The organism is Janthinobacterium sp. GW458P (assembly GCF_002127585.1).
Classification (GTDB): Bacteria; Pseudomonadota; Gammaproteobacteria; order Burkholderiales; family Burkholderiaceae_D; genus Janthinobacterium.
The window spans coordinates 1-26956 of sequence record NZ_NEGZ01000066.1 but is presented as its reverse complement, the minus strand read 5'-3'; the positions used below and the strand labels follow the sequence as shown (position 1 = coordinate 26956).

Annotated in this window: 22 protein-coding genes and 1 riboswitch; of the genes, 11 read left to right on the top strand and 11 right to left on the bottom strand. The window is 65.1% G+C overall.

The window, feature by feature from the left end; all coding sequences use genetic code 11:
- The first annotated feature begins 3 nt into the window (after positions 1–3).
- Both CBW50_RS25175 and CBW50_RS25170 read left to right on the top strand, forming a co-directional pair.
- Entirely contained in the window at positions 4–1977 is a 1974-nt protein-coding gene (locus CBW50_RS25175) for a bifunctional 2',3'-cyclic-nucleotide 2'-phosphodiesterase/3'-nucleotidase (protein ID WP_086148056.1), read from the top strand.
- Positions 1974–2462 carry a tetratricopeptide repeat protein gene (locus CBW50_RS25170; protein WP_139842632.1) on the top strand — a complete coding sequence of 163 codons (489 nt, stop codon included), beginning with the start codon at positions 1974–1976 and terminating at the stop codon, positions 2460–2462. Before CBW50_RS25175 ends, CBW50_RS25170 begins: the two co-directional genes overlap by 4 nt.
- A gap of 9 nt (positions 2463–2471) precedes the next feature.
- On the opposite strand, the gene CBW50_RS25165 is transcribed toward CBW50_RS25170, so the two are convergent.
- Both CBW50_RS25165 and CBW50_RS25160 read right to left on the bottom strand, forming a co-directional pair.
- A complete protein-coding gene (locus CBW50_RS25165; protein WP_086148054.1) occupies positions 2472–2885 on the bottom strand; it encodes a hypothetical protein in 414 nt (137 codons plus the stop codon).
- A gap of 24 nt (positions 2886–2909) precedes the next feature.
- Complete coding sequence (locus CBW50_RS25160) at positions 2910–3818, bottom strand: hypothetical protein (RefSeq protein ID WP_086148053.1); 909 nt, start codon at positions 3816–3818, stop codon at positions 2910–2912.
- A 379-nt stretch (positions 3819–4197) separates the two neighbouring features.
- On the opposite strand from CBW50_RS25160, the gene CBW50_RS25155 reads away from it, so the two are divergent.
- The 4 genes from CBW50_RS25155 to CBW50_RS25140 all read left to right on the top strand — a co-directional run bounded on the left by CBW50_RS25155 (position 4198) and on the right by CBW50_RS25140 (position 9015).
- Entirely contained in the window at positions 4198–5355 is a 1158-nt protein-coding gene (locus tag CBW50_RS25155; RefSeq protein WP_076571165.1) for an ABC transporter substrate-binding protein, read from the top strand.
- Between the two features lie 85 nt (positions 5356–5440).
- Positions 5441–6331, top strand: coding sequence for a branched-chain amino acid ABC transporter permease (locus CBW50_RS25150; protein WP_086148052.1), 891 nt, complete (start codon positions 5441–5443; stop codon positions 6329–6331).
- A gap of 7 nt (positions 6332–6338) precedes the next feature.
- Positions 6339–8282: an ATP-binding cassette domain-containing protein gene (locus CBW50_RS25145; RefSeq protein ID WP_086148051.1), complete on the top strand. Its 1944-nt coding sequence runs from the start codon at positions 6339–6341 to the stop codon at positions 8280–8282.
- A 10-nt stretch (positions 8283–8292) separates the two neighbouring features.
- A complete protein-coding gene (locus CBW50_RS25140; RefSeq protein ID WP_076571170.1) occupies positions 8293–9015 on the top strand; it encodes an ABC transporter ATP-binding protein in 723 nt (240 codons plus the stop codon).
- A 56-nt stretch (positions 9016–9071) separates the two neighbouring features.
- Here CBW50_RS25140 and CBW50_RS25135 read toward each other — a convergent pair whose 3' ends face one another.
- The 9 genes from CBW50_RS25135 to CBW50_RS25095 all read right to left on the bottom strand — a co-directional run bounded on the left by CBW50_RS25135 (position 9072) and on the right by CBW50_RS25095 (position 17944).
- The gene (locus CBW50_RS25135) at positions 9072–9395 is read right to left on the bottom strand and encodes a type II toxin-antitoxin system RelE/ParE family toxin (RefSeq protein WP_086148050.1); all 324 of its coding nucleotides are present in this window, start codon (positions 9393–9395) and stop codon (positions 9072–9074) included.
- Between the two features lie 8 nt (positions 9396–9403).
- On the bottom strand, positions 9404–9676 hold the full coding sequence (locus CBW50_RS25130; RefSeq protein ID WP_086148049.1) for a type II toxin-antitoxin system Phd/YefM family antitoxin: 273 nt from the start codon (positions 9674–9676) through the stop codon (positions 9404–9406).
- 107 nt (positions 9677–9783) lie between these two features.
- On the bottom strand, positions 9784–10104 hold the full coding sequence (locus CBW50_RS25125) for a DUF2288 domain-containing protein (RefSeq protein WP_086148048.1): 321 nt from the start codon (positions 10102–10104) through the stop codon (positions 9784–9786).
- Between the two features lie 42 nt (positions 10105–10146).
- Positions 10147–10854 carry an RES family NAD+ phosphorylase gene (locus tag CBW50_RS25120; RefSeq protein ID WP_086148047.1) on the bottom strand — a complete coding sequence of 236 codons (708 nt, stop codon included), beginning with the start codon at positions 10852–10854 and terminating at the stop codon, positions 10147–10149.
- Between the two features lie 2 nt (positions 10855–10856).
- Positions 10857–11294, bottom strand: a complete 438-nt coding sequence (locus tag CBW50_RS25115; protein WP_086148046.1) for an MbcA/ParS/Xre antitoxin family protein — start codon at positions 11292–11294, stop codon at positions 10857–10859.
- A 137-nt stretch (positions 11295–11431) separates the two neighbouring features.
- Positions 11432–14050 (bottom strand): putative Ig domain-containing protein, encoded by a 2619-nt coding sequence (locus CBW50_RS25110; protein WP_086148045.1) that lies wholly within the window; start codon positions 14048–14050, stop codon positions 11432–11434.
- A gap of 80 nt (positions 14051–14130) precedes the next feature.
- Positions 14131–14217, bottom strand: a riboswitch (cyclic di-GMP riboswitch).
- Positions 14218–14498: 281 nt separating this feature from the next.
- Positions 14499–14906, bottom strand: a complete 408-nt coding sequence (gene fos / locus CBW50_RS25105; protein ID WP_086148044.1) for a fosfomycin resistance glutathione transferase — start codon at positions 14904–14906, stop codon at positions 14499–14501.
- A 231-nt stretch (positions 14907–15137) separates the two neighbouring features.
- Positions 15138–16838, bottom strand: a complete 1701-nt coding sequence (recJ, locus tag CBW50_RS25100) for a single-stranded-DNA-specific exonuclease RecJ (protein ID WP_086148043.1) — start codon at positions 16836–16838, stop codon at positions 15138–15140.
- Complete coding sequence (locus tag CBW50_RS25095; protein ID WP_086148057.1) at positions 16835–17944, bottom strand: hypothetical protein; 1110 nt, start codon at positions 17942–17944, stop codon at positions 16835–16837. Before CBW50_RS25095 ends, recJ begins: the two co-directional genes overlap by 4 nt.
- A 367-nt stretch (positions 17945–18311) precedes the next feature.
- On the opposite strand from CBW50_RS25095, the gene CBW50_RS25090 reads away from it, so the two are divergent.
- The 5 genes from CBW50_RS25090 to CBW50_RS25070 form a co-directional block, all read left to right on the top strand.
- A complete protein-coding gene (locus CBW50_RS25090) occupies positions 18312–21821 on the top strand; it encodes an SdrD B-like domain-containing protein (protein ID WP_086148042.1) in 3510 nt (1169 codons plus the stop codon).
- A 116-nt stretch (positions 21822–21937) separates the two neighbouring features.
- Positions 21938–22609, top strand: a complete 672-nt coding sequence (locus CBW50_RS25085; protein ID WP_086148041.1) for a thioester domain-containing protein — start codon at positions 21938–21940, stop codon at positions 22607–22609.
- 96 nt (positions 22610–22705) lie between these two features.
- The gene (locus CBW50_RS25080; protein WP_086148040.1) at positions 22706–24874 is read left to right on the top strand and encodes a type I secretion system permease/ATPase; all 2169 of its coding nucleotides are present in this window, start codon (positions 22706–22708) and stop codon (positions 24872–24874) included.
- Positions 24871–26184, top strand: a complete 1314-nt coding sequence (locus CBW50_RS25075) for an HlyD family type I secretion periplasmic adaptor subunit (RefSeq protein ID WP_086148039.1) — start codon at positions 24871–24873, stop codon at positions 26182–26184. Before CBW50_RS25080 ends, CBW50_RS25075 begins: the two co-directional genes overlap by 4 nt.
- A partial coding sequence (locus CBW50_RS25070; RefSeq protein ID WP_253251989.1) for a TolC family protein occupies positions 26184–26956 on the top strand: 773 nt, incomplete at its 3' end. The genes CBW50_RS25075 and CBW50_RS25070, both read left to right, overlap by 1 nt.

Here is a 26956-nt window from a genome sequence, read left to right as displayed (position 1 = left end):
GCCTTGCCGCCCGCGGCCACCGGCCCGGCCCGGCCGCTGGCCGCGCCGGCGGGCCGCAGCGCCACCCTGGCCCTGCTGGAGACGACGGACTTGCATGCGAACGTGCTCAGTTATGATTACTACAAGCTGCAGGCGGAGCCGTCGATCGGCCTGGAACGCACGGCGGCCCTGATCGCCCAGGCGCGCGCGCAATTTCCGAACAATCTTTTGCTCGACAACGGCGACACCATCCAGGGCACGGCCCTGGCCGACTACCAGGCCTTGGTCAAACCGCTGGCCTGCGACCAGACCCTGGCCATCTACAAGGCGATGAACCTGCTGAAGGTCGACGGCGGCGGCATCGGCAACCACGAATTCAACTACGGCCTGGCGTTTTTGAGCCAGGTGACGGGCAACCGCTTTGACGTCGACAGCGTCGATGCCGGCAAGCCGCGCTGCGCCGGTCCCGCGTTTCCGCAAGTGCTGGCCAACGTCTACAGCGTCAGGACGGGCAAGCCCCTGTTTGCGCCATACCACATCATCGACAAGCAGATCACGGCCACCGGCCCCGATGGCAAGGCCATCGCCGCCACGGTGAAGGTGGGCATCATCAGCTTCGCGCCGCCCACCATCATGGCCTGGGACAAGCGCTGGCTGGAAGGGCGCGTCTACACGCAGGGCGTGCGCGAGACGGCGGAAAAATTCATTCCTGAGATGCGCGCGAAAGGCGCCGAGCTGGTGGTGGCCATTTCGCACGGCGGCCTCGATGACAGCCCGTACTCGCCCACCATGGAAAACGGCAATTACTACCTGGCGCAAGTGCCGGGCGTGGACGCCATGCTGATCGGCCATTCGCACCAGCTGTTCCCGAACGCGGCCAGCACGGTGCCGCAGTTTAATCTGCCCGGCGTCGACAAGGCCCGTGGCCTGGTCAACGGCGTGCCCACCGTGATGGCCAACCTGTGGGGCAAGCACCTGGGCGTGATCGGCTTCTCCCTGCGCCACGACGGCACGCGGTGGGTGATCGACAAGAGCGCCACGACGGTGGAAGCGCGCGGCATCCAGAACGCGGACAAAAGTTATGTCACTCCCGATCCAGCCATCGCCACACTGGTGGCGGAAGAACATGCTGCCACGATCGCCTATGTGCAGACACCGGTCGGCGCCACGGATTTCCGCATGTCGACGTATTTTGCCGACGTGGGCGACGTCAGCGCTATCGAAGTGGTGAACCAGGCGCAATCGAGCTATCTCGCCGCGTATGTGAAGGCGAACCTGCCCCAATACGCGCACTTGCCCGTGCTGTCGATGTCGTCGCCGTTCAAGAGCGGCTCGGCCGGCGTGTCCGACTACACGGACGTCAAGGCGGGCAATGTGGCGCTGAACAACGCGGCCGACCTGTATCTGTATCCGAACGCGCTGTACGGCGTGAAGATGAACGGCGCGGAACTGCAGGCCTGGCTGGAGCAGTCGGCGCGGCGCTTCAATACCATCGATGTCAACAAGACCGAGCCGCAGGAACTGGTCAACACGGCCCACCCGAGCTACAACTTCGATACGCTCACCAGCGCCGACGTGCGCTACCAGATCGACGTCACGCAGCCGCCGGGCCGGCGCATCCAGGCGCTGAGCTACAAGGGCAAGCCGGTCGATGCCAGCGAGGAATTCCTCATCGCGACAAATAACTACCGCGCCAGCGGCGGCGGCAATTTCCCCGGCCTCGACGGCAGCAAGACGGTGGTGGCTTCGCCCGACAACAACCGAGAACTCTTGATCGCCTATGTGACGCAAGAAAAAAACCTGACGCGGGCGAAGAACGGCGCGGCGCGCAGCTGGACCTTCGCCAAAGCCGCCACCAAGGGCCCGGTGGTGTTCCACTCGGCGCCGAACGTGATCGACCTGGCCAGGGCGGCCGGCATCGATAACGTGACGCAGCTCAAGCTTGATGATGGCGCGGGCAAGGGCTTTGCGCTGTATCAGCTCGACCTGTCGAAATGAAGGCATGGTTGTTTGCCATCGCCCTGGCCGTATCGCCGCTGGCAGCGGCAGGGCCGGACCTCACGGCCCAGGCCAAGGTCCTGATGCGCGCGGGAGCCGCGACCCAGCCGCAGGCACGCATCCTGTTTGAACGGGAGGCGGGGCAGGGCAGCGGTGCGGCCGCGTACTACCTGGGCCTGATGCACAAGAACGGCATGGGCGGCCCGCAGGACGGCGCCGCCGCGCTGCGCTGGCTGGAACTGGCCGCGCAACGGGGCGTGGCGCCGGCCATGTTCATCGTGGCGAACATGCTGGCCGATACAGATGAAGCCCGGGCGCGCCGCTGGCTTGACGCCGCCTGCGACCTGGCATACCCGGAAGCGCTGCAGCAGAAATCCGTGGCCCTGGCCGAAGGGCGGATGGGCTATGCGCACAACGAGGCGCAGTCTTTCCTGTACCTGAAGATGGCCACGCACGCGATGGGGCACCGCCCGCCCGAACCCTGAGGCAGGCGGCTACGCCGCTTCGTCCTTTTTCGGCCTGGCCCGCAGGCTGGCAGCCGCCTCGCCGATGGCAAACGGGTCGCGCGACAGGATGGCCGCGCCCAGGTCGACCAGCCTGGCCGCCGCACCGATGGCGGCCTTGATGTCGGCGACGCGCTTGAGCTGTTGCTTGCCCCTGGCAATGGCGGCCTCGATATCGCCGCGCGCCTGCTGCGCCCCTTCGGCCGTCAGATAAATGCCATACGCGCGGAACAGGGCCACCATCTGGTCCAGGTGATTTTCATATTGCTCCAGCAACGCGCGCTCGTCCGGCGCCAGCGCCTCGCGTTCGCGGATGCGCAATTCCAGCACCAGGCTCGACGCCTGCGCCAGGCTGTCGGCGATGGCGTAGCTTTGGTCTTTTGTCAGTTCGGTCAGTGGGGCCATGGGATACTCCTGTGTGCGCGCCGCTTACCAGCGGGCTGGACCGTAGAAAACAGCCTGTTTTTGCAGCGTCTCGACGTGCTGCGAGAACAGCGCCAGCTGCCGCGCCAGTTCCGGCGCCTGCGGCTGGTCGAGATTGGCCCGCAGCGCGGCCACGCTCGCTTGCAGCGCGTCGACGGCGGCCACGTATGCGGCGACGATCTTTTCTCGGTCCTGCAGCTGCCGGCCTTCCAGGTGCAAGTGCGTGCGGATGTAGTTGGCGGCCAGCGGCTCACGCGGCGCGGCGTTGTCGACGGCGCCGCGCAGCTGCGCCAGGTCGCGCAATTCATCCTGCAAGCCGGCGCGGTAGCTGCGCTGCGCGTACTCCTTGAGCGCATCGCTGACGATGTTGACGGCTTCCTGCTCGTCGAGCAGTTCGCGCAGGGCCGACTTCTGCAGGCGCTGGGTGGCCAGGCGGCTCAGGTGCTCGCTGAGCTTGACGACCCTGGACAGCTTGTCCGCATCGAGCAGGGGCGCGCCGGCGCCGGGCTGCGCCAGGCCGCCCAGTGAATCGCCGAGCCCGGCAAACTCTTCCTTGTAGACGGGCAGCTTGTCATCGGCCAGCGCCGCCAGCGTGTGCGCATAGCGCAGCAGGACGTCGTTCAGGCCGGCAATCGACATGCTCGCCTGCGCGATCGCGGCGCAATCGGCGCGCGCCGCCTGTTCACTGGCTTGCGCATCGAAACGCTCGGCCAGGATCAAACGCTTGCGCATGGCCTTGTCCATGCAGCTGTGCACGCCGCCCGCGAGCATGGGTTCGAAGTGGAGCGACATCTTTTGTGTCTGCTCGGCGAAGCTGCGCACGGGCGCCAGATTGGTGGCGCAGCCGCCCAGCAGCAGGCTGGCGCTGGTGCAAAGAAACAGGGTGGAAATGGACGGGTTCGACGGGCGCTGCATATGGCCTCCATGCGGTAGCAGTGGCTGATTGGACCCGCGCGCACGCGCCGGCATTGCTGACCATAGCATTCTGGGCAGTGCCGGTATTGCGCCAGATCAGCGGGCCGCGCAATTGCCGGGCCCGCCAGTTTGCCTGTCGCGTTTTGCCACAGGATTGTTGCCCGATGAAACAGGGGGGCGTCAATTTGCCGCATATTTTCCTTACAAAAGACTGACAGCGCGCAAGCAATCGGGGCTTTTATGCATGTTGCGACGCGTCATATGTAGTTGTTGCTGGGGCATGTTTACTCACCTACAATGATTTATCGATGGGGCGGTTATCCAGCGTACGACTATAAAAATAAGTGGCATTAAAAACGTTGTAACAGAGGAGATGACAATGAATTTGAAACAGAAATTGCTCGTGGCAAGTTTGGTTTTGGGTTTCTCGCAAGCGGCAGTCGCAGCCGACCCCATCAAGATCGGCGTGTCCGGTCCGTTCACGGGCGGTTCCGCGCCGATGGGCGTGTCGATGCGCGACGGCGTCAAGCTGGCCGTCGCGGAAATCAATGCCAAGGGCGGCGTGCTGGGCCGTTCCTTGCTGCTGATCGAGCGCGATGACGAAGCGAAGAATGAACGCGGCGTGCAGATCGCGCAGGAACTGATCAACAAGGAAAAGGTCGCCGCCACGGTCGGCTACATCAATACGGGCGTGGCCCTCGCTTCGCAGCGCTTCTACCAGGAAGCCAAGATTCCCGTCATGAACAATGTGGCGACGGGCTCCATCGTCACCAAGCAGTTCGCCGACCAGCCGGAAAACTACATTTTCCGCAATGCGGCCAATGACACCATCCAGTCCGGCATGATCGTGCATGAGGCGATCGAGAACCGCAAGTTCAAGAAAGTGGCGATCCTGGCCGACTCGACCAACTATGGCCAGCTGGGCCGCGAAGACCTGGAGAAGGCGCTCGACAAGAAGGGCATCAAGCCCGTCGCCGTTGAAAAATACAACATCAAGGACGTCGACATGACGGCCCAGCTGCTGAAAGCCAAGCAGGCGGGTGCGGAAGTGGTGCTGACCTACGGCATCGGCCCGGAACTGGCGCAGATCGCCAACGGCATGGAAAAACTGGGCTGGAAAGTGCCGCTGATCGGCAGCTGGACCCTGGCCATGGGCAATTTCATCGACAACGCGGGCAAGAACGGCAATGGCACGCGCATGCCGCAAACCTTCATCCAGGACGCCAGCACGCCCAAGCGCAAGGCCTTCATCGACGCCTATGTGGCCGCCTACAAGCCGTCGGGCGGCCGCATGCCGTCGGCCGTCTCGGCCGCGCAGGGCTACGATTCCATCTACCTGCTGGCCGCGGCCTTCAAGCAGGCGGGCGGCACGGATGGCCCGAAAGTGCGCGCCGCGCTGGAAAACCTGAATGAGAAGGTGGAAGGCGCCGTCACCACCTACAACAAGCCGTTCAGCAAGACCAACCATGAGGCGATCACGGCCGAGCTGACCGTGTTTGGCGAAGTCAAGGACGGCAAGGTCGTCCTCGCCAAATAATCCCGGCCGATACCTGCCGCGCCATGGCCAGCCTTGAGGAATCAGGACTGGCCATTTTTTTATCGACCGTCTTCCGGGGAATACCATGGAAATCTTCCTGCAGCTCGTCTTCAGCGGCATCGCGCTGGGCATGATCTATGCCGTCATCGCCTTCGGCTACCAGCTGACCTTTGCCACGTCCGGCACCCTCAACTTCGGCCAGGGCGAATCGCTGATGCTGGGCGCGCTCGTGGGCCTGTCCCTGGTGGGCACCATCCATGGCGGCCCCTACATGAGCTACCTGCTGATGATCCCCATCGTCATCGCCTTCGGCGCCCTGCAGGGCGTGTTCGTCGAGTGGATAGGCGTGCGGCCGGCCATCAAGATCAAGTCCGAATTCGGCTGGATCATGTCGACCATCGCGCTGGCCATCATCTTCAAGAACGTGGCGGAAAACATCTGGGGCAAGGATGACCTGACCTTCCCGTCGCCGCTGTCGGCCGCGCCGTTCAAGGTGCTGGGCGCGAACGTGCAGCCGATGCAGGTGGCCGTCATCGTCGGCGCGCTGGCCATCATGCTGGCTGTCGAGCTCTTCAACCGCAAGTCCATCTACGGCAAGGCCGTCGTGGCGACGGCCAATGACCGCGACGCGGCCGGTTTGATGGGCATCAATACGGGCATGGTCATCACCTTTTCCTATGCGCTGTCGTCGGCCACGGCCGCCTTCGCGGGCGTGCTGGTGGCGCCGCTGACCCTGACGGGGGCCACCATGGGCGCCTCGCTGGGCCTGAAGGCCTTCGCCGTGGCCATCATCGGCGGGCTGACCTCGGGCGTGGGCGCCATCGTCGGCGGCCTGATACTGGGCATCGCCGAGACGACCACCGGCTATTACATCTCCACGGGCTACAAGGAAGTGCCAGGCCTGCTGCTGTTGCTGCTGGTGCTGGCCGTCAAGCCGTCCGGCCTGTTCGGCAAAGCCGCGATCAAGAAAGTCTGAGGACCACATGAACAAGAAAATCACCATGCTGGCGCTGAGCGCGGCGGGACTGGCCGCGCTGGTGCTGTTCCCCGTCGTCATTCCGAATCCCTACTACATCCACCTGGCCGAGACCATCCTGATCTACGCCATATTGCTGTTCGGCCTGGACATCGTCGTCGGCTACACGGGACAGGTGTCGCTGGGCCACGCCGGCCTGTTCGGCATCGGCTCGTATGCCACGGGCGTGCTGGTGTTCAAGCTGGGCGTGTCGTTCTGGCTGGCCATCCCCGCCAGCATCGCGGGCGCGGCCCTGTTCGGCGCCATCCTGGCCTTGCCGGCCCTGCGCGTGACGGGACCCTACCTGGCCATGGTCACGCTGGCCTTTGGCACCATCGTGCAAATCCTGATCAACGAGATGAGCTTCCTGACGGAAGGCCCGATGGGCATCAAGATCCACAAACCCGTGCTGTTCGGCCACAAGCTGACGGAAATCGAGTACTACTACATGGTGGCCGCGCTGATGGTCATTTCGCTCGTCGTCGTGCACCGCATCCTGAAGTCGAACCTGGGACGCGCCTTCGAGGCGCTGCGCGACAGCCCCATCGCCTCGGACTGCATGGGCGTGTCCGTCTACCGCTACAAGGTCTACGCCTTCGTCATCAGCGCCGGCTTCGCGGGCCTGGCCGGCAGCCTGTATGCGTATTCGGAAGAATACATCTCGCCCAATACCTACAACTTCGAACTGACGATCTTGTTCCTGCTGGCCGTCATCATGGGCGGGCGCAAGACGCGCTCGGGCGCGCTGATCGGCGCTTTGATCGTCGTCATGCTGCCCAGCCTGCTGGCCGACATCGAGCTGTTCCGCAAGATCGCCGTGGCCGCCGCCGTGCTGGGCGTGATCGGCTCCGCCTTCATGCTGGCGAAAAAGCGCTCCACCGTGCGCGGCGTGCTCGTGCCGCTGGTCGCCACCATCGGCCTGGCCGCGTATTCTTACAAGCTCGACAACATGGTCGACTGGCGTTTGACCATCTTCGGCCTGATGACCTTGTTCGTCGTCTACTACCTGCAGGACGGCATCGTCGGCTTTTTGATGAGCTTTATCGGCAAGGGCCGGGGCCATGTGCAGGCCGTCGCTTCGCACGGCGTGGCGCCATTTGATCATGCGCAAGGGGGAGCGCAGGGTGCGACCCTGCTGCGCGTGGACCAGGCCCTGATGCAGTTCGGCGGCCTGAAAGCGCTGAACCAGGTGGACCTGAACGTCACGCAAGGCTCCGTGCACGGCTTGATCGGGCCGAACGGCTCGGGCAAGAGCACGATGATGAATGTGCTCACGGGCATCTACAAGCCGACGGCGGGCAAGGTCGAATTTGCGGGCGCCGTCATTTCCGGCCGCACGCCGTCCGAAATCGCCCTGGGCGGCGTGGCGCGCACCTTCCAGAACGTGCAGCTGTTCGGCGAGATGACGGCCACCGAAAACGTGCTGGTGGGCCTGCACAACACCTTCAGATCGACCATGCTGGACGTGATGCTGCACACGCCGCGCTATAAGCGCGAAGAGGCGGCCGCGCGCGAGCGGGCCGCCAGCATCCTCGAGTTCGTCGGCCTGGCCGACCTGGCCAACGAAGAGGCGCGCAATCTGCCGTACGGCAAGCAGCGGCTGCTGGAAATCGGCCGCGCGCTGGGCCTCAACCCGCGCCTGCTGCTGCTCGACGAGCCGGCGGCGGGCCTGACGGCGCCCGACATCAAGGAGCTGATGGCCATCATCCGCAAGATCCGCGAGCACGGCATCACCATCATCCTGATCGAGCACCACATGGACGTGGTGATGGCCCTGTCGGACGTGGTGACGGTGCTCGATTTCGGCCAGAAGATCGCCGAAGGCGCGCCCGCGCTTGTCCAGAGCGATCCGAAAGTGATCGAAGCCTACCTGGGCGGCAGCGCCGACACCCTGAGCCCTGCGGCCCACTGAGAGGAAGACCATGCTGACCATTAACAATCTGCACGCCGCCTACGGCAAAGTCGAAGTCCTGCACGGCATTTCGCTGGAAGTCCCGAAAGGCAAGCTGGTGACCCTGATCGGCTCGAACGGCGCCGGCAAGACCACCACCATGCGCGCCATTTCCGGCATGCTCAAACCGAAATCGGGCAGCGTCACGCTGGGCGGCAAGGACGTCACGGGCCTCGACTCGCACCGCATCGCGCGCGCCGGCCTGGCCCACTCGCCGGAAGGCCGGCGCGTGTTCGCCTCGATGTCGGTGACGGACAACCTGCTGCTGGGCGCCTTTCCCCGCTTTACGCGCGCGCGCCCGAAAGGCGACATCAAGGGCGATTTGGACAAGGCGCTGGAGCTGTTTCCCCGCCTGAAGGAGCGGCGCGACCAGCTGGCCGGCACCTTGTCGGGCGGCGAGCAGCAGATGCTGGCCATGGCCCGCGCCGTGATGCTGAACCCGGAAGTGATCCTGCTGGACGAGCCGTCGATGGGCCTGGCGCCGATCCTGGTGGAAGAAGTCTTCCGCATCATCACGCGCCTGAAGGCCGAGGGCGTGACCATGCTGCTGGTCGAGCAATTCGCCGCCGCCGCCCTGAACGTGGCCGATTACGGCTACGTGCTGGAAAACGGCAGCATTTCCGTGCACGGCCCGGCCGAGAGCCTGAAAACGGATCCGAAGGTGATCGCAGCGTATCTGGGGGGAGGGCACTGAGGCAAGTTGAGAATGCGCTGACAATGCGCTTGCTGCGCATTGTCACATCCTCCGCATTACGCAGTGAGTAGGCGACGGCGTATCAATGCTTCCAGGTCACGGCTGGTATGGGCAATCATATGAACATAAACGATATCGTTATGTCCATACTCGATGAGGATGCGATTCTGGCCGGCCAACAGTTGGCGGTGAGTCGTCAAATGAAGGTCTTCAAGTTCAGGAACAAAGGTACCTTTAATGTTCCAGTCTTTGAGAGAATTGACTTCAGCCAGAATCTCTTGCGTCACCGTCCTGGCAAAAGCAAGGGATTCGTTCTGCTTCAGATAGGAGCGAATATCGTGCAAATCGTTCAAGGCGTACTGAGTCCAAATGATTTTCATTTGTGTAATCAGTTGTCGTCGTTTTCAGCTTCCAGAAGGGCCACAACGTCATCATGATCAATGATTTTACCTTCCTCAATCTGCTTACGGCCGAGAGCAAGGATGCGGAGCATGGCAAGCTGATCTTGAGTCTTTTGATAGCTGACAGGGTCTTGAACAATTGCCTGAACTCTGCCGTTTACCGTGATGGCTACCGGGTCATGCGTCTCAAGCACCTGTTTGACCACGTCGCTGGTGTTCGTCTTCAAGTAGCTAATTGGTTGAATATTGAGAAAGTTCATGCCGCCCTCCATAAGTAGGCAGACCGATGATAGCATCGGATAACTAAATTAAGTACCAGATTTAGTTGACTGCACATTTTCCTTACGTCGAGCGCAGCCTGTAAATATCAGTGTCTGGTCGGCTTTTCCTGCTGCACCAGAATGAACGGGCTGACGACGACGGCCCACAGGGACGCATCGGCCGCCTGCCACGCCAGCGCCTGCTGGTCGGACACCTTGGCCACTTTACCGTCGGCCATCCATTGCGTGATGGTGGCCTTGTCGTCGTGCGAGATGCGCACGGCCACTTCGACCAGGTCCAGTTCATTGGCGACCCAGACGACATTGCCCTGGGCGAAGTGCTTTTCCAGCTCGCTCCAGGCCAGGCGGGCCGTTTCGCTGTTCACTTTGAGGCGCAGTTCGGTGTCTTTTTCAGGATTGGTTTGCATATGAGATCAAGTTGCGGTGAGTCGGGTGCCGCTGCGCGCGGTCTATTTGCCTGGCAAGGCTTCCACGCGCGGCGTCGGCGTACCGCGCCATGTTAACCGATAGGCGGCGCCTTTGCGAACATTGCCCACCAGGGCAGGGCGGAAGCAGGCCAGGTTGGTGCCGCCGGCGTGCCGCACGCTGGGGAAGATGACGCCCATGGAACCGGCGTCGAGCAGCACGGCGGCCAGGTCCTGCGAGGCGATGTAGCTGGCCGGGTCCAGGCAGGCCTGGTAGCGTTCCTGGCCGCGCAAGTCGTGGAAGCTGGCGGAAAAATCGGCCAGCAGCGACTGGTAGCTGACGCTGTCGTCGAAATAATCGATTTCCTGGTATTCCACGGTCTTGTGGAAAATGATCTCGGCCAGCGCCGTTTTCATGTCGAAGGCGCAATACCAGGCGCCCCGCTCGCCATCGTTGAAGCGCGCCCCTTCCGGGCGGGCATACGTGTAGGCGGCGTTGATGATGCGAAAGTGCGGCACGCCAAAAACCAGCTCGTCCACGCCAATTCCTGGCGCGCCGCCGTACTCGGCCACCAGGCGCGCATTCGTCGCGTTATCGAGCTCGAACAGCTCGCGCAGGTGATCGTCGTTCTCGGCCAAGGGCGCCAGCACGGAGTCTTCCATGTCGGCGAAGCGCGAGGGAATCAAACGGCAGGTGTCGATCTGGCGCAAGGCGGCCAGCGGCGGCAGGGGGGCATGCGGGGCGGCCGGCACGTTTACAGCCCTCCGCGGCGCGCATCGAGCAGCTTGCGCACCGTCTGCATGGCCAGCAGGCCGCCGGCCAGCATCTGCGACAGGGGCGTGCGGCCGCCGAAGACGGGATTCTTGTTGGGCAGGCTCACCCATTCATCGGCCAGCTTGTCGCCGTACAGGATGTGCAGCGCTTTATAAATGCCCAGCAGGTAGGAAATGCGCGTGATGCGGTCCACTTCCAGCACGCGGTCCGGGTGCTTCTTCCATTCGTACCAGGCGCTGCTGGACAGGCCGCCCAGCAATTCGCGCGCATCGTCGTCGCGCAGCTTCCACGCGGCGGCCAGCTTGAAAAAGCCCTTCAATGCCGCCTGCGACAAGCGCTCGCGCTCGGCTTTGGCGTTCAGGTCGACGAGGATGGCCGGTTCGAAGCGGCTCTTGGGGTAGGCGTAGGCGAGATTCATGGCGTGTCCTTCATTAAAACTCTGCTTATGGATTATTTATACTCCTTTTCTGGACTCGTTGCAAGTTCCGCGCGCATGAAAAACGGGGCGCGGCAGGACGTGTGTCCCGCTGCGCCCCGTTGGCGGGCCGCGCTGGCTTATCTTGCCGTGACGGTGACCGGCACGGTCAGCTGCGCCGTCAAGCCGTTATTGTCCAGCGCCACCACCTTCAGCGCGTAGCTGCCGGTCACCGGCTGCGGCCAGTAGGCCGTGATGGTCAGGCCGCTCATGGAAAACTGCATGCCCAGCGGCGCGCCGTCGATCGAGATCCGCAGCGAGGTCGCACCTGGCGCCGTCAGCACGATGCTGCCGCTCATGGCCTTGCCGGCCACGCCCGTCATGGCGGCGGCGCTGATCGTGGGGCCGGCGGCGGCGATTTTCACCGTGGCCACGGCCTGGCCCGTCAAGCCCGTTTTCGTATCCTTGGCGATGACGGTCACGTTGTAGCTGCCCAGCACGGGATTGGCCCAGCTGACGACGCCGGCGGCGCTGATGGCCATGCCGGACGGCGCGCCCGCCAGGCTGTACGTGACGGGGTTGGGCGCCACCACCGTGGCGGCGAACGACAGGGCCACGCCGGGCTTGCCGCTGACGCTGGCGACGGTGACCACGGGCGGCAGCGGGGCGGCGATGGCAACCGTATAGACGCCCTTGCCGCTCAGGCCAGTCTTGCTGTCCGTGGCCGTCACGGTGACGGCATAGGTGCCGGCCACGGGGGCGGCCCAGCTCACGAGGCCGGCGCTGCTGATGGCCATGCCGGCCGGCGCGCCGCCCAGCGCGTAGCTGACGGGATTGGCGGCCGTGACGCTGACATTGAACGCCAGCGCCGTGCCGACCTTGCCCGTGATGGCGCCGGCGGCGACGACGGGCGGCGCGACGGGCGCGACGGTGATGGTGTACACGCCCTGGCCGGTCAGGCCAGTGACGCTATCCTTGGCCACCATGGTCACGGCATACGTGCCGGCAATGGGGGCGGCCCAGCTGACCACGCCCGTGGCGGCGATGCTCATGCCGGCCGGTGCGCCCAGCATGGTGTAGCTGAGCGGATTGGAAGCGGTGGCCGAGACGGTGAACGACAGCGGCTTGCCGGCCGCGCCACTGATGCCGGCCGGCGCCACCACGGGGGCGGCGGGGGCGATCTGCGTGCCAGACAGGCTGGACAGCAGGCTTTTCACGTTCGGCGTGCCCAGGCCGCCCAGCGGGTCATAGCCGACCTTGGCCGTGCACACGCTGCAGGTGCCGTTGCTGCCCCGCGTGATGTCGGCAAAGCTGCTGGCAAAAGTGCCGGGCACGGTGGCGATCTGGCCGTACAGCATGCTGTGCGGCAAGCCGAGCGCCGTCTTCGCCTGCAGCGCGCGGCTGGCGTTGGCGATGGCGATCAGGCCGGCCCACTGGGGCGTGGACAGGCTGGTGCCGCCGATGCTGAGCCAGCTGGCGGTGCTGCTGCCGGGTGTCATCACGGCCGTGTACTGGCCCGTGGCGGGGTCGGCATTGAAGGCCACGTCGGCCACGTTGCGCCGCAGCAGATTGGTCAGGCCCGGCACGCTGGCCGTCTGGTAGCTGGGCAGGGCCGTATAGGCGCTGATGCCGCCGCCCGTACCGGACCAAGCCGCTTCGCTGCGCACGCCGCTGCCGCTGTAGCTGAGCGTGGTGCCGCCCACGGCCAGCACGTTGGGCGACACGGAGGGCCAGGACACGCCGCTGCCGGAGTCGCCCGTGGCGGCCAGGTAGCTCATGTTCTTGCCCGTGAAGGCGCTGTCAACGGAGGCCGTCCAACTGCCTTCGGCGGCACCAAAGCTCATCGAGACGATGCCCGGACCCATCAGGTTGGCCAGGCGCACGGCACCCAGCAGGCTGTTGATGGAGGCGTCGGGCGCCTCGATCAGCACGATGCGCGCCAGCGGCGCCGTGGCATGCGCCCATTGCACGTCGAGGGCGATTTCCATGGCCCAGCCCGAGTTATAGGCGGGCGCGGTGGCCGTCATGGTGCTCGATGGCGTGTTGTAGACAACGGAAAACTCGCAGCCGCTGGCCGGGGCGGGCGGCAGGGGCAGGGTGGCGTTCGTGGCGATGGCCTTGGTGGTGCAGCCTGGCAAGCCGAATTTCTGGTTGAAGATGGCCAGTTCGGCCGCCGCGTTCGGGTTGTGCATGGCGTCGACGACGTAGATCGTCTGCCCCGCGCCCAGCTGGGCCGCCTGGGCCGGCGTCAGCGCCGTGCCTGCCGCCGGCAGGGCCGGCAAGTCGTAGGCGGCGCGGATTTGCGCTGGCGAGTAGGTGGCCACGACGCTGCTGCCGGCCATCGGCGCGACGGTGTCCGCCGCGCCGCCGCTGAGCAGCGGCGCGATGTCCAGCGCCGCCTGCTGCGCGGCGACGATTCTTTGCGCCGTCAGGCGCCGCGTGGTCATTTCCGTCATGGCGCCGGGCACATGCTGCAAATGCGGGCGCCAGTGGGCCGAGCCGCTGCTGTTGGCGCTGTCGCGCCCGTCAGGCGTGTCGAGCAGGGCCGGCGCCGCGTGGAACATCGGTTGCGCCACCAGCGCGCCCACCGAGGCGGGAACGGCTGGCACCTCGACCTGGAACTGGGTTGCCGCCGTGGCCAACAGGGCGGGCGGCTGGGCTGTCTCCTGGCCGGGGCCGCAGGCGCTGAGCGCGGCGATCAGGCCGGCGCCCAGCAGCAGGCGGCGGGGCGCCGGGAGTATGGATAAGGGCTTCTTCATGGCGAGACTCTCCGGGTTGGGCGAGGGCCACATCTCGACAATGCCGCAGGGCGGAACCGCGCTGGCGGCTGCTCACTGGCATTGGCAACCCCGCTGCCGTGGCGCTTGCGCGCGGTAGGCCGGTGGCTTTGCGTCCCCGTCTTTCGACGGGTTTGCCCTCAGAATTGAATACCGTAGCGGCCAAGTAAAAGCTGCCCGCTACAAAATCAATTCTAGCGAATACGCCAATTCATGTGTTAACTATTTTCAATTAATATTTGCATTTGTACATGAATTTGTTGCATATTTTCCCATTGTTGGGGCAATCTTGTCAGCTTGATTTGACCTTAAAAGCAAGATTGTCTGCGCCATACCGTTGCATAACGACGTTTTTACCCGGGAACGGTGACTGATTTCTCTCTGCGTTTAATGAGGATGCCAAATATACTGAATTTATCAATTCATTGCATCATTCTTCGAACACCATGCCCTGATACGGCGCCGCGCGGCAGGTCGCCAGCCGCTGCGCCAGGCTGCCCGCATGGGCTTCCAGCTGGTGGCCGTCCGGGTCGAGAAAATACACGGAATCGCCGGCGCTGCGGTTCTGCTGCCATTCCGTCACGCCGGCGGCGCGCAGGCGGGCGGCAAGGGCGGGGAAGTCTTGCTGCGAGATGGAAAGCGCATAGTGCGTGTAGCCGCCCGCGCTGATCGCCGCGCCCGCATCAAGCGACAGGCACAGCCACAAATCCCCGGCCGACAGGTAGGCGCCCCCGTCCCAGCGCGCATGCAGGCGCAGGCCCAGCAGGTCGCGGTAAAAGGCGATGCCGCGCGCCAGGTCGCGCACGGACAGGGTGAGGTGGTTCAGGCCGGTCAACATGGTGCTGGATAACTTTCAGGTGGGGGGGGCTGTGTCCACCATTGCCATGATTTGATATGACTTTGTTCCACAGAAGTTTGAGATACAGCAACAAGGTCATAAAGCTCACGGCACTTGACCAAACCGTAGCGAGCGGCAGTGATTTGCGGCCGAGAAGCGCAACCGTACTTTCAGTACGGTGAGCATCGCCGGCCGCAAAGCGCGACGCGCAGTAGGTTTGGGCAGGTGCCATCAGACAGGCTCGGCGTGCTCCACCATGAGCTGCACCTTGGTCGTGCCATTGTATTCATTCGCATCGAGCCGGAAGGCGACCCTTGTGCGCTCGCCCAGGGCGTCCGTGTGGCCGAACCAGATAGCGTCGAAGCGCACGCCATTCTTTTCCAGCAACAGTTTCAAATGGCGCTCTTTTAATATGCGCTGGCTGACGACGCGGAATTCGTCGCAGAAGACGGGCGGGGCGAAGCCCTGGCCCCACACTTGCCCATCCATCAGCTCGATGAAGGCCGTCGTGTAATACGCGTCTTCCAGCGGGCCGTCCGTTTCCACCACCCGTTCCAGCTGCTGGGCGCTGAGCCAGGCCTGGCCCACGGCTTCGAAGGCCTGGGAAAACGCGTCGAAGGCGTCGGCGCGGATGGTCAGGCCCGCCGCCATGGCGTGGCCGCCGAACTTGTCGATCAGGCTCGGCGCCCGTTTCGACACGAGGTCGAGCGCGTCGCGCAGGTGAAAACCGGGAATCGAGCGGCCGGAACCCTTGATCCAGCCGTCGGCGCCCGGTGCGAAGGTAATCGTCGGGCGATAAAACTTTTCCTTCAGGCGCGAAGCGACGATGCCGATCACGCCCTGGTGCCACGATGCATCGAACACGCTGATGGTGCTGCTGTTGGCCGGTTCGAAATCGTCGAGGTGCAGCAGGGCCGTATCCTGCATTTCCGCCTCGATTTCGCGGCGCTTCAGGTTGATGTCGTTCAATTGCTGGGCCAGCGCCCAGGCGCGGCCTTCGTCGTCCGTGATCAGGCATTCGATGCCCAGCGACATGTCCTGCAGGCGGCCGGCCGCATTCAGGCGCGGCCCCAGGGCAAAGCCCAGGTCGAACGGCGTGGCGCTGCGCGCTTCGCGGCCCGCCACGCGGAACAGGGCGGCCACGCCCGCGTGCATATTGCCCTTGCGCATGCGTTTGAGGCCTTGGGCGACGAGGATGCGGTTGTTCGTATCGAGGCGCACCACGTCGGCCACCGTGCCCAGCGCCACCAGGTCGAGCAGGTTGTCGAGCTTGGGTTGCGTTTGCGCATCGAACACGCCGCGGCGGCGCAGCTCGGCACGCAGGGCCAGCAAGACGTAGAACACGACGCCCACGCCCGCCAGGTGCTTGCTGGGGAAACCGCAGGCGGGCTGGTTCGGGTTGACGATGACGGCCGCGTCGGGCAGCGTGTCGGCCGGCAAATGGTGGTCGGTGACGACGACCTGAATGCCGCGCCGGTTCGCCTCGGCCACGCCGTCGATGCTGGCGATGCCGTTGTCGACGGTGATGATGATGTCGGGCGACTTTTCGCGCGCCGTCAATTCGACGATTTCCGGCGTCAGGCCGTAGCCGTACTCAAAGCGGTTGGGCACGATGAAATCGACGTCGGCGCCCATGGCGCGCAAGCCGCGCATGGCCACGGCGCAGGCGGTGGCGCCGTCGCAATCGTAGTCGGCCACGATGACCATGCGTTTCTTGGCGGCAATGGCATCGGCCAGGAAAACGCCGGCCGCGTCGATGTGCAGCAGGCCGGACGGCGGTATCAAGTCCTTCGCCTCAATCGACAGTTCTTTCGCGTCGGACAGGCCGCGCGAAGCGTACAGGCGGGCCAGCACGGGGTGAATGCCGCCCTGGCGCAGCATTTCGGATTCGCGGTAAGGGCAGGGACGGGTGGCGATGCGGGTACGGGTCATGATGCTTTCAACTTGTTCAGGGTCATCGCGCGCCAGAATTTGCGCTGCGCATGCTTGCTGGTGGTGACGTCGAGCCAGGCGTCGCGGTGACTGAGCACCAGGCGCAACTGGCCCAGGCGGCCATCCTTGAGGGCCGCCTGCAGGGGCGCGAACCAGTCTGTTTCCAGCGCTTGCAACTGCTGCAGCCACATGCCCCATTCCTGGGCCTGCGCCGCTTCGATCAGGCTGCCCGGCACGACGATGGCGTCGGCTTGGTCCGCCAGCACACTGCTTGGACTGGCATCGCGCCGCGCCGGTTCCGCCAGCGCGGCCAGCCAGCCCGGTGCGTCTGCCGTATGCAGGCGGGCGGCGCAGGCGGGGTGCTGCGCCGTGGCCAGGCTGGCGCCCCAGAGCCAGAAGGCATTGATGGCTTTCAAGCCCCGTTCTTCGCGCGCCGCATTGACGGGGTGTTCGTGCCACAGCATCTGCACTTCATTTTGCAGGCGGCGCGCGGCGCGCGCGTGCCCGCCTTCCGGCATCCACACGGACAGGTCCTGCGTGGTGGCGGCGTCCGGCGTGGCGCACTGCAAGTCGGACCAGCCATCGGCGCGCATGAACCAGGTGCCCGCGTCGCCATACGCGAGCGGCTGGCCGATCTCGTCGAAATACGGGGCCGCAATGTCGAACAGGGCGCGGCTTTCCGCTTCGCTCAGCTTGAGCTGGCGCAATTCTTCCAGGCTGATATGGCTGCGGGCAATGGCCAGGTGGGCCGGATGCAGCAGGAAGTAGCGTGCGCCCGGTTCCGGCACGAGGCCGTAGCCGCGCATGGCCTGGGCGGCAAAGGCCGCCTGCGCCGCCGCGCCGTTGGGCGCGGGCGACAGACCCAAGGCGTGCGCCAGCCACGCTTCGTGCGGCAGCAGGCGGTTGGTGTTGTCAAAAGTTTCTAAATTGCAAGTGGAGGTGCGCGACAGCAGCGCCGCCAGCGCGGGCGCCTGCAAGACCTTGAGCAGGTCGGCAGCCAGTTCGGCGTTGGGCAAGGCGAAGGGCAGGACGAGGGTAAGTTGATTCATCCCGAGATTGTAGGCGATAGCGGCGGCGCGCGAGAAGGGTACGGGCGTTTTCGCCATGATCGCCGCCACAGATTGCTCAGGGCAAGGCAGCCGCTTTGCATGGTAAAAGTATCAAGAAAGCATTTTAATTATTTAAATTTTATCTTTATCGTCGGAAAGTGATTCTCTTTTGAAAAGATAGTGGATATAATTGCGCTAACTAAAATATCAGAAAGACAATCACCCCCTGCTGCGTGGTTGCGTCGTCTGGCTCCTGTGTCCCTCGAAATTGTATACAAGATCTGCCGGCTTCATTTTTTAACAAGTCTCTTCTTGGAAGCCTACCTATGTATACATTCGCCGCTTTGCGCGGCCAGGCTGATCGCGCCCTGGCCCCCCGTATTTCCGCTCCTGCCGCCGCCGTGGCCTGCCGTCAGGAGGCCGCATGACTACCTACAATCTGTCGACCACGGTCCATGTCTGCGAAGACACCAGCAAGAATTTCGATATCCGCGACCTGCTGATCCAGGCCGGCTACTCGGTGCAGGGCGAACTGAACATCAAGAATTTCACCGTGCTCTTGCCCGATGATACGGAGTCCACCGTCAATACGCCGCTGTTCGGCATGCTCGATACGGACACCGTGTACGTGCGTCCCGGCGACTGGGCCGTCAACTACAATGGCAGCTTTTCCACCATCGAAGTGACGATCGACAAGGGCAATGGCGATATCGTCCAGCTGAGCCTGCAAGTCATCATCGACCCCGTCAATGACGCGCCCGACGCGGCCGACAAGACGTTCACATTGCTCAACGGCAATAGCGTGGTGCTGAGCGAAGGCGATTTCGGCTTCCACGACGACGTCGAGCACGACGGCTTCAAGTCCATCGTCATCACCAATACCACCACGGCGGGCCAGGTCTTGCTCAACGGCGTGGCCGTGGCGGTCGGCACGGAAATCTCCATCGACGACATCCGCGCGGGCCACCTGGTCTTCGTGCCCAGCCAGACGGTGGCCGGCGACTTCGACCTCGGCTTCAAGGTGCGCGATGACGGCGGCACGGCCGGCTGCAATGCGCAAGACCTGAGCCTGGCGCCCCATTACCTGACCTTCAAGGTGCCGATGGCCCACCTGGGCGACTTCGTCTGGGAAGACAGGAATGCCAACGGCGTGCAGGACGCGGGCGAGGCGGGCATCGCCAACGTGGTGGTGCAATTGAAGGATACGGCCGGCAATGTGCTCGCCTCGACCACGACGGACGCCAGCGGCGGCTACCATTTCGACGTCAACCCGGGCACGTATTCCGTCACCGTGGTGGCGCCCGCCGGCTATGTGCCGACGGCAGCGAACCAGGGCGGCGACGCGGGCAAGGACAGCAACATCGATGCGGCGGGCAAGATGGCGCCCGTGACCCTGGCGCCGGGCGAGACCAACCTGAGCCTGGACGCGGGCCTGTACCGCACGGCCGAGCTGGGCGACCGGGTCTGGTTCGATACCAACAGGAATGGCGTGCAGGATGCGGGCGAAGCGGGTGTTGCTGGCGTGAAAGTAACTTTGCTCGATGCGTCGGGCAACGCCGTCGGCAGCCCTTTGGTGACGGATGCGAACGGCAATTACCTGTTCACGAATTTGATACCGGGCGCCTACAGCGTGCAGTTCGATAAGACCACCTTGCCAGCCGGCTACACCTTTACGGGCCAGGACCAGGGCGGCGACGAGCAGCGCGACTCGGACGCGCATGCCGACGGCAGGACGGCGCAAGTGCTGCTGGCCTCGGGCGACAGCAACCACAGCGTGGATGCGGGCATCGTGGCCTTGCCGGCCACCCTGGGCGACCGCGTCTGGCATGACAGCAACGCCAACGGCGTGCAGGATGCGGGCGAGTCCGGCATAGGCGGCGTCACCGTGCAGCTGAAAAACGCGGCCGGCAGCGTGATCGGCTCGACCGTCACGGATGCCAGCGGCTATTACAACTTCAGCGTCGATGCGGGCACGTATTCGATCGCCGTCGTCGCGCCGGCCGGTTATTTGACCACCGTCAAGGATGCGGGCGGCAACGATGCGCTCGACAGCGACATCAATACGCTGGGCAACAGCGGCCAGGTGACGGTCGCGGCCGGCCAGGACTACAAGGACCTCGATGCCGGCCTGTACACGACGGCCTCCATCGGCGACCGCGTCTGGTTCGATGCGAACGGCAACGGCACGCAGGATGCGGGCGAGGCGGGCGCGGGCGGCGTGAAAGTCAACCTGTACAACGCGCAAGGCGCCGTCGTGGCCAGCGCCACCACGGATGCGAACGGCAATTATCTGTTCAGTAACTTGGTCCCCGGCAACTATTATCTGGGCTTCGTGCCGCCGGCCGGCTACGGCTTCACCAAGGCCGATATCGGCGGTTACGCCACCGATTCGGACGTCAATCCGGCCACCGGCTTCACCACCGCGTGGGCCACCTTGAAGTCGGGCGATGTGCAGCTGGACTGGGATGCGGGCCTGGTGAAACTCAATACAGCCTCCATCGGCGACCGCGTGTGGGAAGACAGCAACTACAACGGCGTGCAGGATGCGGGCGAACTGGGCGTGGCGGGCGTGAAAGTCAACCTGCTCAACGCCAGCAACGTGGTCATCGCCACGACGACGACGAATGCCAGCGGCAATTACCTGTTCAGCGAACTGGCGGCCGGCGGCTACAAGGTCGAAGTCATCCGTCCATCAGGCTTTTATTACACCAAGGCCAACCTGGGCAGCGATACGGCCGATTCCGACGTCGATGTCAGCACCGGGCGCTCGTCCCTGATCAACCTGGCCGCCGGCCAGAACGACATGAGCTGGGATGCGGGCATCTACCGCAAGGCCAGCCTGGGCGACAAGGTCTGGCGCGACGCCGACCATGACGGCGTGCAGGACTACAACGAGGCGGGCATCGCCAACATCAAGGTGCAGCTGTACTCGGGCAGCGGCGTGCTGCTGGCCACCACCTACACGAATGCCAACGGTAATTATTTGTTCAGCAACCTCGATCCGGGCAGCTATTCCCTGAAATTCGACAAGTCGGGCGTGTATCACGCGGGCTATGCCATGGATACGTGGCGCTGGGGCGCGAAGAACGTGGGCACGAACGACAATATCGATTCGGACGTCAACAGCAATGGCACGACGGCCAATGTGGTCTACACGGACATATTGAAACTGGCGTCCGGCCAGAACGACATGAGCTGGGATGCGGCCATCACGCCCATCGTCATCGACCTCAACGGTGACGGCGTGCACACGATCGCCCGCGCCGACTTCCACGGCAGCTTCGACCTGCTGGGCACGGGCAGCGCCATCCAGACGGGCTGGGTCTCGGCGCATGACGGCTTGCTGGCCATCGACAGCAATGGAAATGGCAAGATAGACAATATTTCCGAGTTGTTTGGTGGCAATGAGAAGGGCACGGGCTTCGCTAAGCTGTCCAGCTATGACTCGAACCACGACGGCGTGGTCGATGCGCGCGACGACAAGTTTGCCGAACTGCGCATCTGGCGCGACGCCAACAGCAACGGCGTCACCGACGACGGCGAGCTGATGTCGCTGCACGACGCCGGCGTGGCCAGCCTGACGGTGAGCTACACGGAACTGCCTTTCCTCGATGCCAACAGCAATCTGCACCTGGAGCGCAGCAGCGCCACCCTGGCCGACGGCAAGACGGTCGACATGACGGACGTGTATTTCAACGTCGATGCCAAGGACGCGGCCGCCGCCGGCGTGCACCTGCCCAGCATGGCCGATTTGCTGCGCGACGACAGCACGCTCGACGTGGTGCTGGGCCAGGATGGCACGGTGAGCACCGTCGCCGCCGCGCCGGCCGCCGCTGCCCCCGCCGCGGAAGTCCAGGCCCAGTGCGACATGGCCGACCTCCTGCGCCGCGCCATGGCCCACGCAACGGCTCAGCCCCAGGAAATGGCTGCCTGATGTCCCTTGCCGGGCCATGAGCCTGCCCGGCAATGCCGCACCGGCGCGCCCGTCACGGGGCGCCGGCGTTTTTCCACGCTTGTTCCACACTTGATAATAGAAATAGGGAAACCACCATGAAACAATCCATGCATCTGTTCGTCCGCGGCGCCATCGCCGCAGCCGCCTTCGCCCTGGCCAGCGGCGGCGCCCTGGCGGCGTCCAACCTGCAAGTCGTCGATTCGCACAGCGTCAGCCTGTTTACGGCTGCCGGCGGCGCTTTCGGCCCGGGCAGCGCCATCTCGCCGACCTTGTGGGAGGTCAAGTACGACAGCAATACCTTCCTGGCGTTTTGCCTCGATCCCCATGTCGCGCTGAGCAACACGTCGAACAGCTACAGCAGCGGCGCTTTCGCCGCCAGCGATGCCGTCAAGCGCCTGTACGAGGGCTACTACGCCTCGTCCGTCGCGACCGTGTCGACCAGCGCCAACAGCGCCGCCGCCTTCCAGCTGGCCCTGTGGGAATTGAATAACGACAACACGAACCTGCTGACGGGCGACCTGCGCTTCAAAAACCTGAGCAATGCCGTCGTCAGCCAGGCCAACACCATGCTGGGCGTGGCCACGGGCAATGGCGCCATCCAGAACCTGTACAACTACACGAGCTTGACAAGCGTCAACCCGGCTTCGCAAACCCTGCTGGCCGTGTCGCCGGTGCCGGAAGCGCAGACCTGGGCCATGCTGGTCGCGGGCCTGGGCTTGCTGGGCTTCATGGCGCGCCGCCGCAAGGGCGCTTCCGCGCTGACTTAATTATTACTCATTAATCAGCGCTCATCGCGCAAGCGATAGCGTTCCCGCTGCGGCGCGCCCGACCGGCGCGCCGCAGTGTTTTATTGTGAATCCATCATGACCCCACCCCTTGACACCTCCACCGCTTCCGCCGGCATGTCCAGCGATGCCATCGCCGAGGCCATCGTCTTCCTCGCGCGCTTTTTCGGCGTGACCGTGCAGGCCGAGCGCCTGCGCGCGAGCGTGGCGGCCCAGGCCGGCACGGCCGCCGCCGACTTCCTCGCGCAGGCGCTGGCGCAAGCCAGCCTGGCCGGCACCGCGTTGCCGGTAGATAAGCCACGCCGCCCCACGGAAATGCCGGCCTTGCTGCTCAACGGGGAAGGGCAGGCGCTGGCGGTGCTGACCATTGCCGATGGTAAATATGAATGCCATGTGCCCGGCATCGAAGGCAGTGCCTGGTTTGACGCCGCCGCGCTGGCGCGGGAAGTGCCCGATGGACGCTGGGTGGCCGTGCGGCCCGTGATGTTCTTCGACCAGCGCAGCTTGCTCTACAGTATGCCGGCGGCGGGCCGCTGGTTCTGGGATGTTTTCAACCGCAACCGCTGGATCTTCCGCTGGGCCTTGCTGGGCACCCTGGTGCTCAACATCATCGGCGCGCTGGTGCCGTTCTATGCGATGGCCGTATATGACCGCGTGATTCCGAACAATGCCACGTCCAGCCTGTGGGTGCTGACGATCGCCGTGGTGGCGCTGACGGGCTTCGAGCTGGCCATGCGCCTGCTGCGCGGCGAACTGGTGGAAACGGCGTCGCGCCGCATGGACGTGGCGCTGTCGTCGGACATCTTCGCCCAGTGCCTGCGCCTGCGCGCGGCCAGCCGGCCCGCCTCGGGGGGGACTTTGGCCAATACCGTGCGCGATTTCGAATCCGTGCGCGAATTCTTCGCCTCCACGACCCTGACGACCCTGGGCGACCTGCCCTTTTTGCTGCTGTTCCTGCTGGTGATCGCCCTGGTCGGCGGCTGGCTCGTGCTCGTGCCCCTGGCCGTCATCCCCATCCTGCTGCTCGTCGCCTTCGCCTCGCGCGCGGCCCTGGCGCGCCACGTGGCCGCCTCGATGCAGGAAAGCGCGCAGCGCACGGCGCACCTGTTTGAAACCATGAATGGCCTCGACACCATCAAGGCGCTGGGCGCCGAAGCGTGGAGCCGGCGCAAATGGGAAAGCCTGACGGTGGCCATCGCCGCCAACAGCGTCGAGACGCGCGAAATCGTCAGCCGGGTCAATTACATCAACACGGCCGTGCTGGCCCTGTCCGGCGTGGCCGTGGTGGCCACGGGCGCCTTGCTGATGGGCGAACACCTGCTGACCCTGGGCCAGATCATCGCCGTGAGCATGCTGACGGGCCGCGCCCTGGCGCCCGTGAGCCAGATTGCGGGCCTGATCATGCGCTGGGAGCAGACCAAGCTGTCGTATCACGCGCTCAACAAGATCATGGAAGCGCCGACCGATGACGACGCGGCCAGCCTGCAGGCGCCGCCCCTGTCCGGGCACATCGAATTTCGCGACGTGGGTTTTGCCTACCCGAATTCGCCGCCGCTGCTCGATAAGCTCAACCTGCACATCCGCCCCGGCGAGCGGGTCGGCGTGATCGGCAAGCTCGGTTCCGGCAAGAGCACCTTGCTGCGATTGCTGCTGAACCAGTACGGCCCGCAGAGCGGCAGCGTGCTGTTCGACGACCTGGCCAGCACCCAGCTGGACCCCCTGAGCCTGCGCCGCCAGATCGGCTACGTGCCGCAGGACGTGACCCTGTTCCACGGCACGCTGCGCGAAAACATCGAACTGGGACGCAGCCAGCCCGACGACGCCAGCCTGCTCGACGCCATCCGCCTGGCCTGCCTCGACGACATCATCACCCAGCTGCCCAACGGCGTGGCGACGGAAGTGGGCGAGCGGGGCGAGCGCCTGTCGGGCGGCCAGCGTCAAGCCGTGGCCATGGCCCGCGCCTTGCTGGCGAAACCGCCGATGCTGCTGCTCGATGAGCCGAGCAGCATGTTCGACCCGGCCACCGAGCAGCGGCTGATCGGCCGCCTGCGTACCTTAAAAGAGACGACCATCGTGCTCGTGACGCACCGCATGGCCATGCTGGCGCTGGTGGACCGCCTGATCGTCTTCGACAAGGGGCGCATCGTGGCCGACGGCCCGCGCGACGACGTCATGCGCGCATTGAACAGCCAGGCGGCCAGGCCTGCCGCGGCCACTGCCGCCGTGGCACAGGGAGCCACAGCATGAGCGCCGCGAATGCCCGCCCGCTGCCGGCGGCCCACCCGGACCCGGAACGCGAACCGCGGACCATCGTCATGCACATGCTGGCCCTGGTCGCCGTATTGCTGGTGCTGGCGCTGGCCTGGGCCGCATTCGCCCGGCTCGACGTGTCCGTGAACGGCCGGGGCGCCATCACGCCGCCATCGCACCTGCAGGAAGTGCAAAGCCTGGAAGGGGGCATCGTGCGTGAAATGCTGGTGAAACCGGGCCAGCGCGTGCGCCGCGGCGACTTGCTGCTGCGCCTGGATACGGCCCAGTACGAGGCCAACCTGGGCGCCAGCGTGCAAAACCGCCTGGCCGCGCTGGCGGGCAGGGCGCGCCTCGATGCGCTGCTGTCCGGCGGCATGCCCCAGTTTGCGCCGGAATGGCAGAAAGAGGCGCCCGAGCTGATCGCCAAGGAAACGCAGCTGTGGCGCGATGGCCAGCGCGAATTCGCGTCGGCCACGGCTGCCGCGCGCGAAGGCGTGACGCGCCGGCGCGGCGAGCTGGCCGAGGCGCACAGCCGCATCGCCCAGCTGGACGCGGGCTTGAGAATCGCCCTGGAAAGCCTGTCCATCGAGGAGCGCCTGTTCAAGGAGGGCGCCGGTTCGCGCGGCGACTACCTGAATGCGCAGCAGCGCGTGCAGCAGCAGCGCACGGAACTCGACAGCCTGCGCGCCTCCATGCCGCGCCTGACGGCCACCCTGGCCGAGGCACAGGCGCAGGCGGGCGAAGTGGAAGCGCGCATGCGCGGCCAGTGGGGCGCGCAGCGCAGCGAGTATGAAACCAAGGCCGGCGCCCTGGCCAGCACGGTAAAAGGCCAGCAGGACCAGGTGAACCGGCGCGACGTGACGGCGCCCGTCGACGGCGTCGTCAACCGCGTGCTGGTGGCCACCGTCGGCGGCGTGGCGCAGCCGGGTAAACCTATCCTGGAAATCGTGCCGGCCGACTCGGAAATGCTGATCTCCGTGCGCGTCAAGCCGTCGGACATCGGTTTCATCCATGTGGGGCAGAGCGCGTCGGCGAACGTGCTGGCGTACGACGCCACCACCTACGGGCGCATGCAGGCGCAGGTGGTGCGCGTGGGGGCGGACGCGATTCCCGACGAGCGCAACGAACCGTATTTCGAGGTGCAGCTGAGCACCGACCGCCGCCAGCTGACGGCGCACGGCAAGGTGCTGCCGGTGACGCCAGGCATGCCGGTCGACGTGGGCATCCTGACGGGGCGCCGCTCGGTGCTGCAATATGTCTTCAAGCCCGTGCTGCGCGGCTTGCAGTCTTCCCTGCAGGAGCGGTGATGCGTGCCTTCCTGATCTTTATCATGCTGGCGTGCGCCGGCATGGCGGCGCAGGCGCAGATTCCCGGCACGCTATCCGTCCAGTCCGCGCGCGGCTTGCCCGCCTTGCTGGCGCGCGCCGTGCCGCGCGATCCGCAGGTGATTGCGGCGCAGGCGGCGCTGGCCGCCACCGAGGCGCGCTACAGGCAGGCCCGTTCGCGCCTGTTGCCGACCGCGGCGCTGCAGGCGACGCGCGGGCGCAGCACCGACCTCGATGGCACCGTGGAGGTCGAGCGCCGCACGCACCAGGTGGAAGCGAGCGTGCGCTGGAACGTGTACAACGGCGGCGCCGACCGCGCCGAACTCGATGCGGCCGAGCGCGACACGGCGGGCGCCGCCTTCGACGCGGAGCGGGCGCGCGCGGAAAGCGCGGAAAAGCTGGCCGAAGCGTATTTCGACATGCAGCGCCTGGAACGCAGCCTGCAGCAGTCGCAGGAACGCCTGCGCGACGTGACGCAGCTGGTGCGGCAGGTGACGCGCCAGGCGGAACTGGGCAAAGCGTCGGAAGTGGACCGTGAACTGGCGCAAAGTTCGCAGCTGGACGCGGAACTGGTGCACGACGGCCTGCTGACGGACCAGCAGGCGGCGCGCATCAAGCTCGAGGCGCTGGCCTTCGAACCGGTGGCGCAGTTTGCCGATTTCGCCTTCGCGCCGCTGCCGGCGCAGGCGCTGGAGAATGCCGACACGCAGCAGGCGCAGTTGCGCGCCGCGCGCGAGCGGGCGGCCGCGGCGCG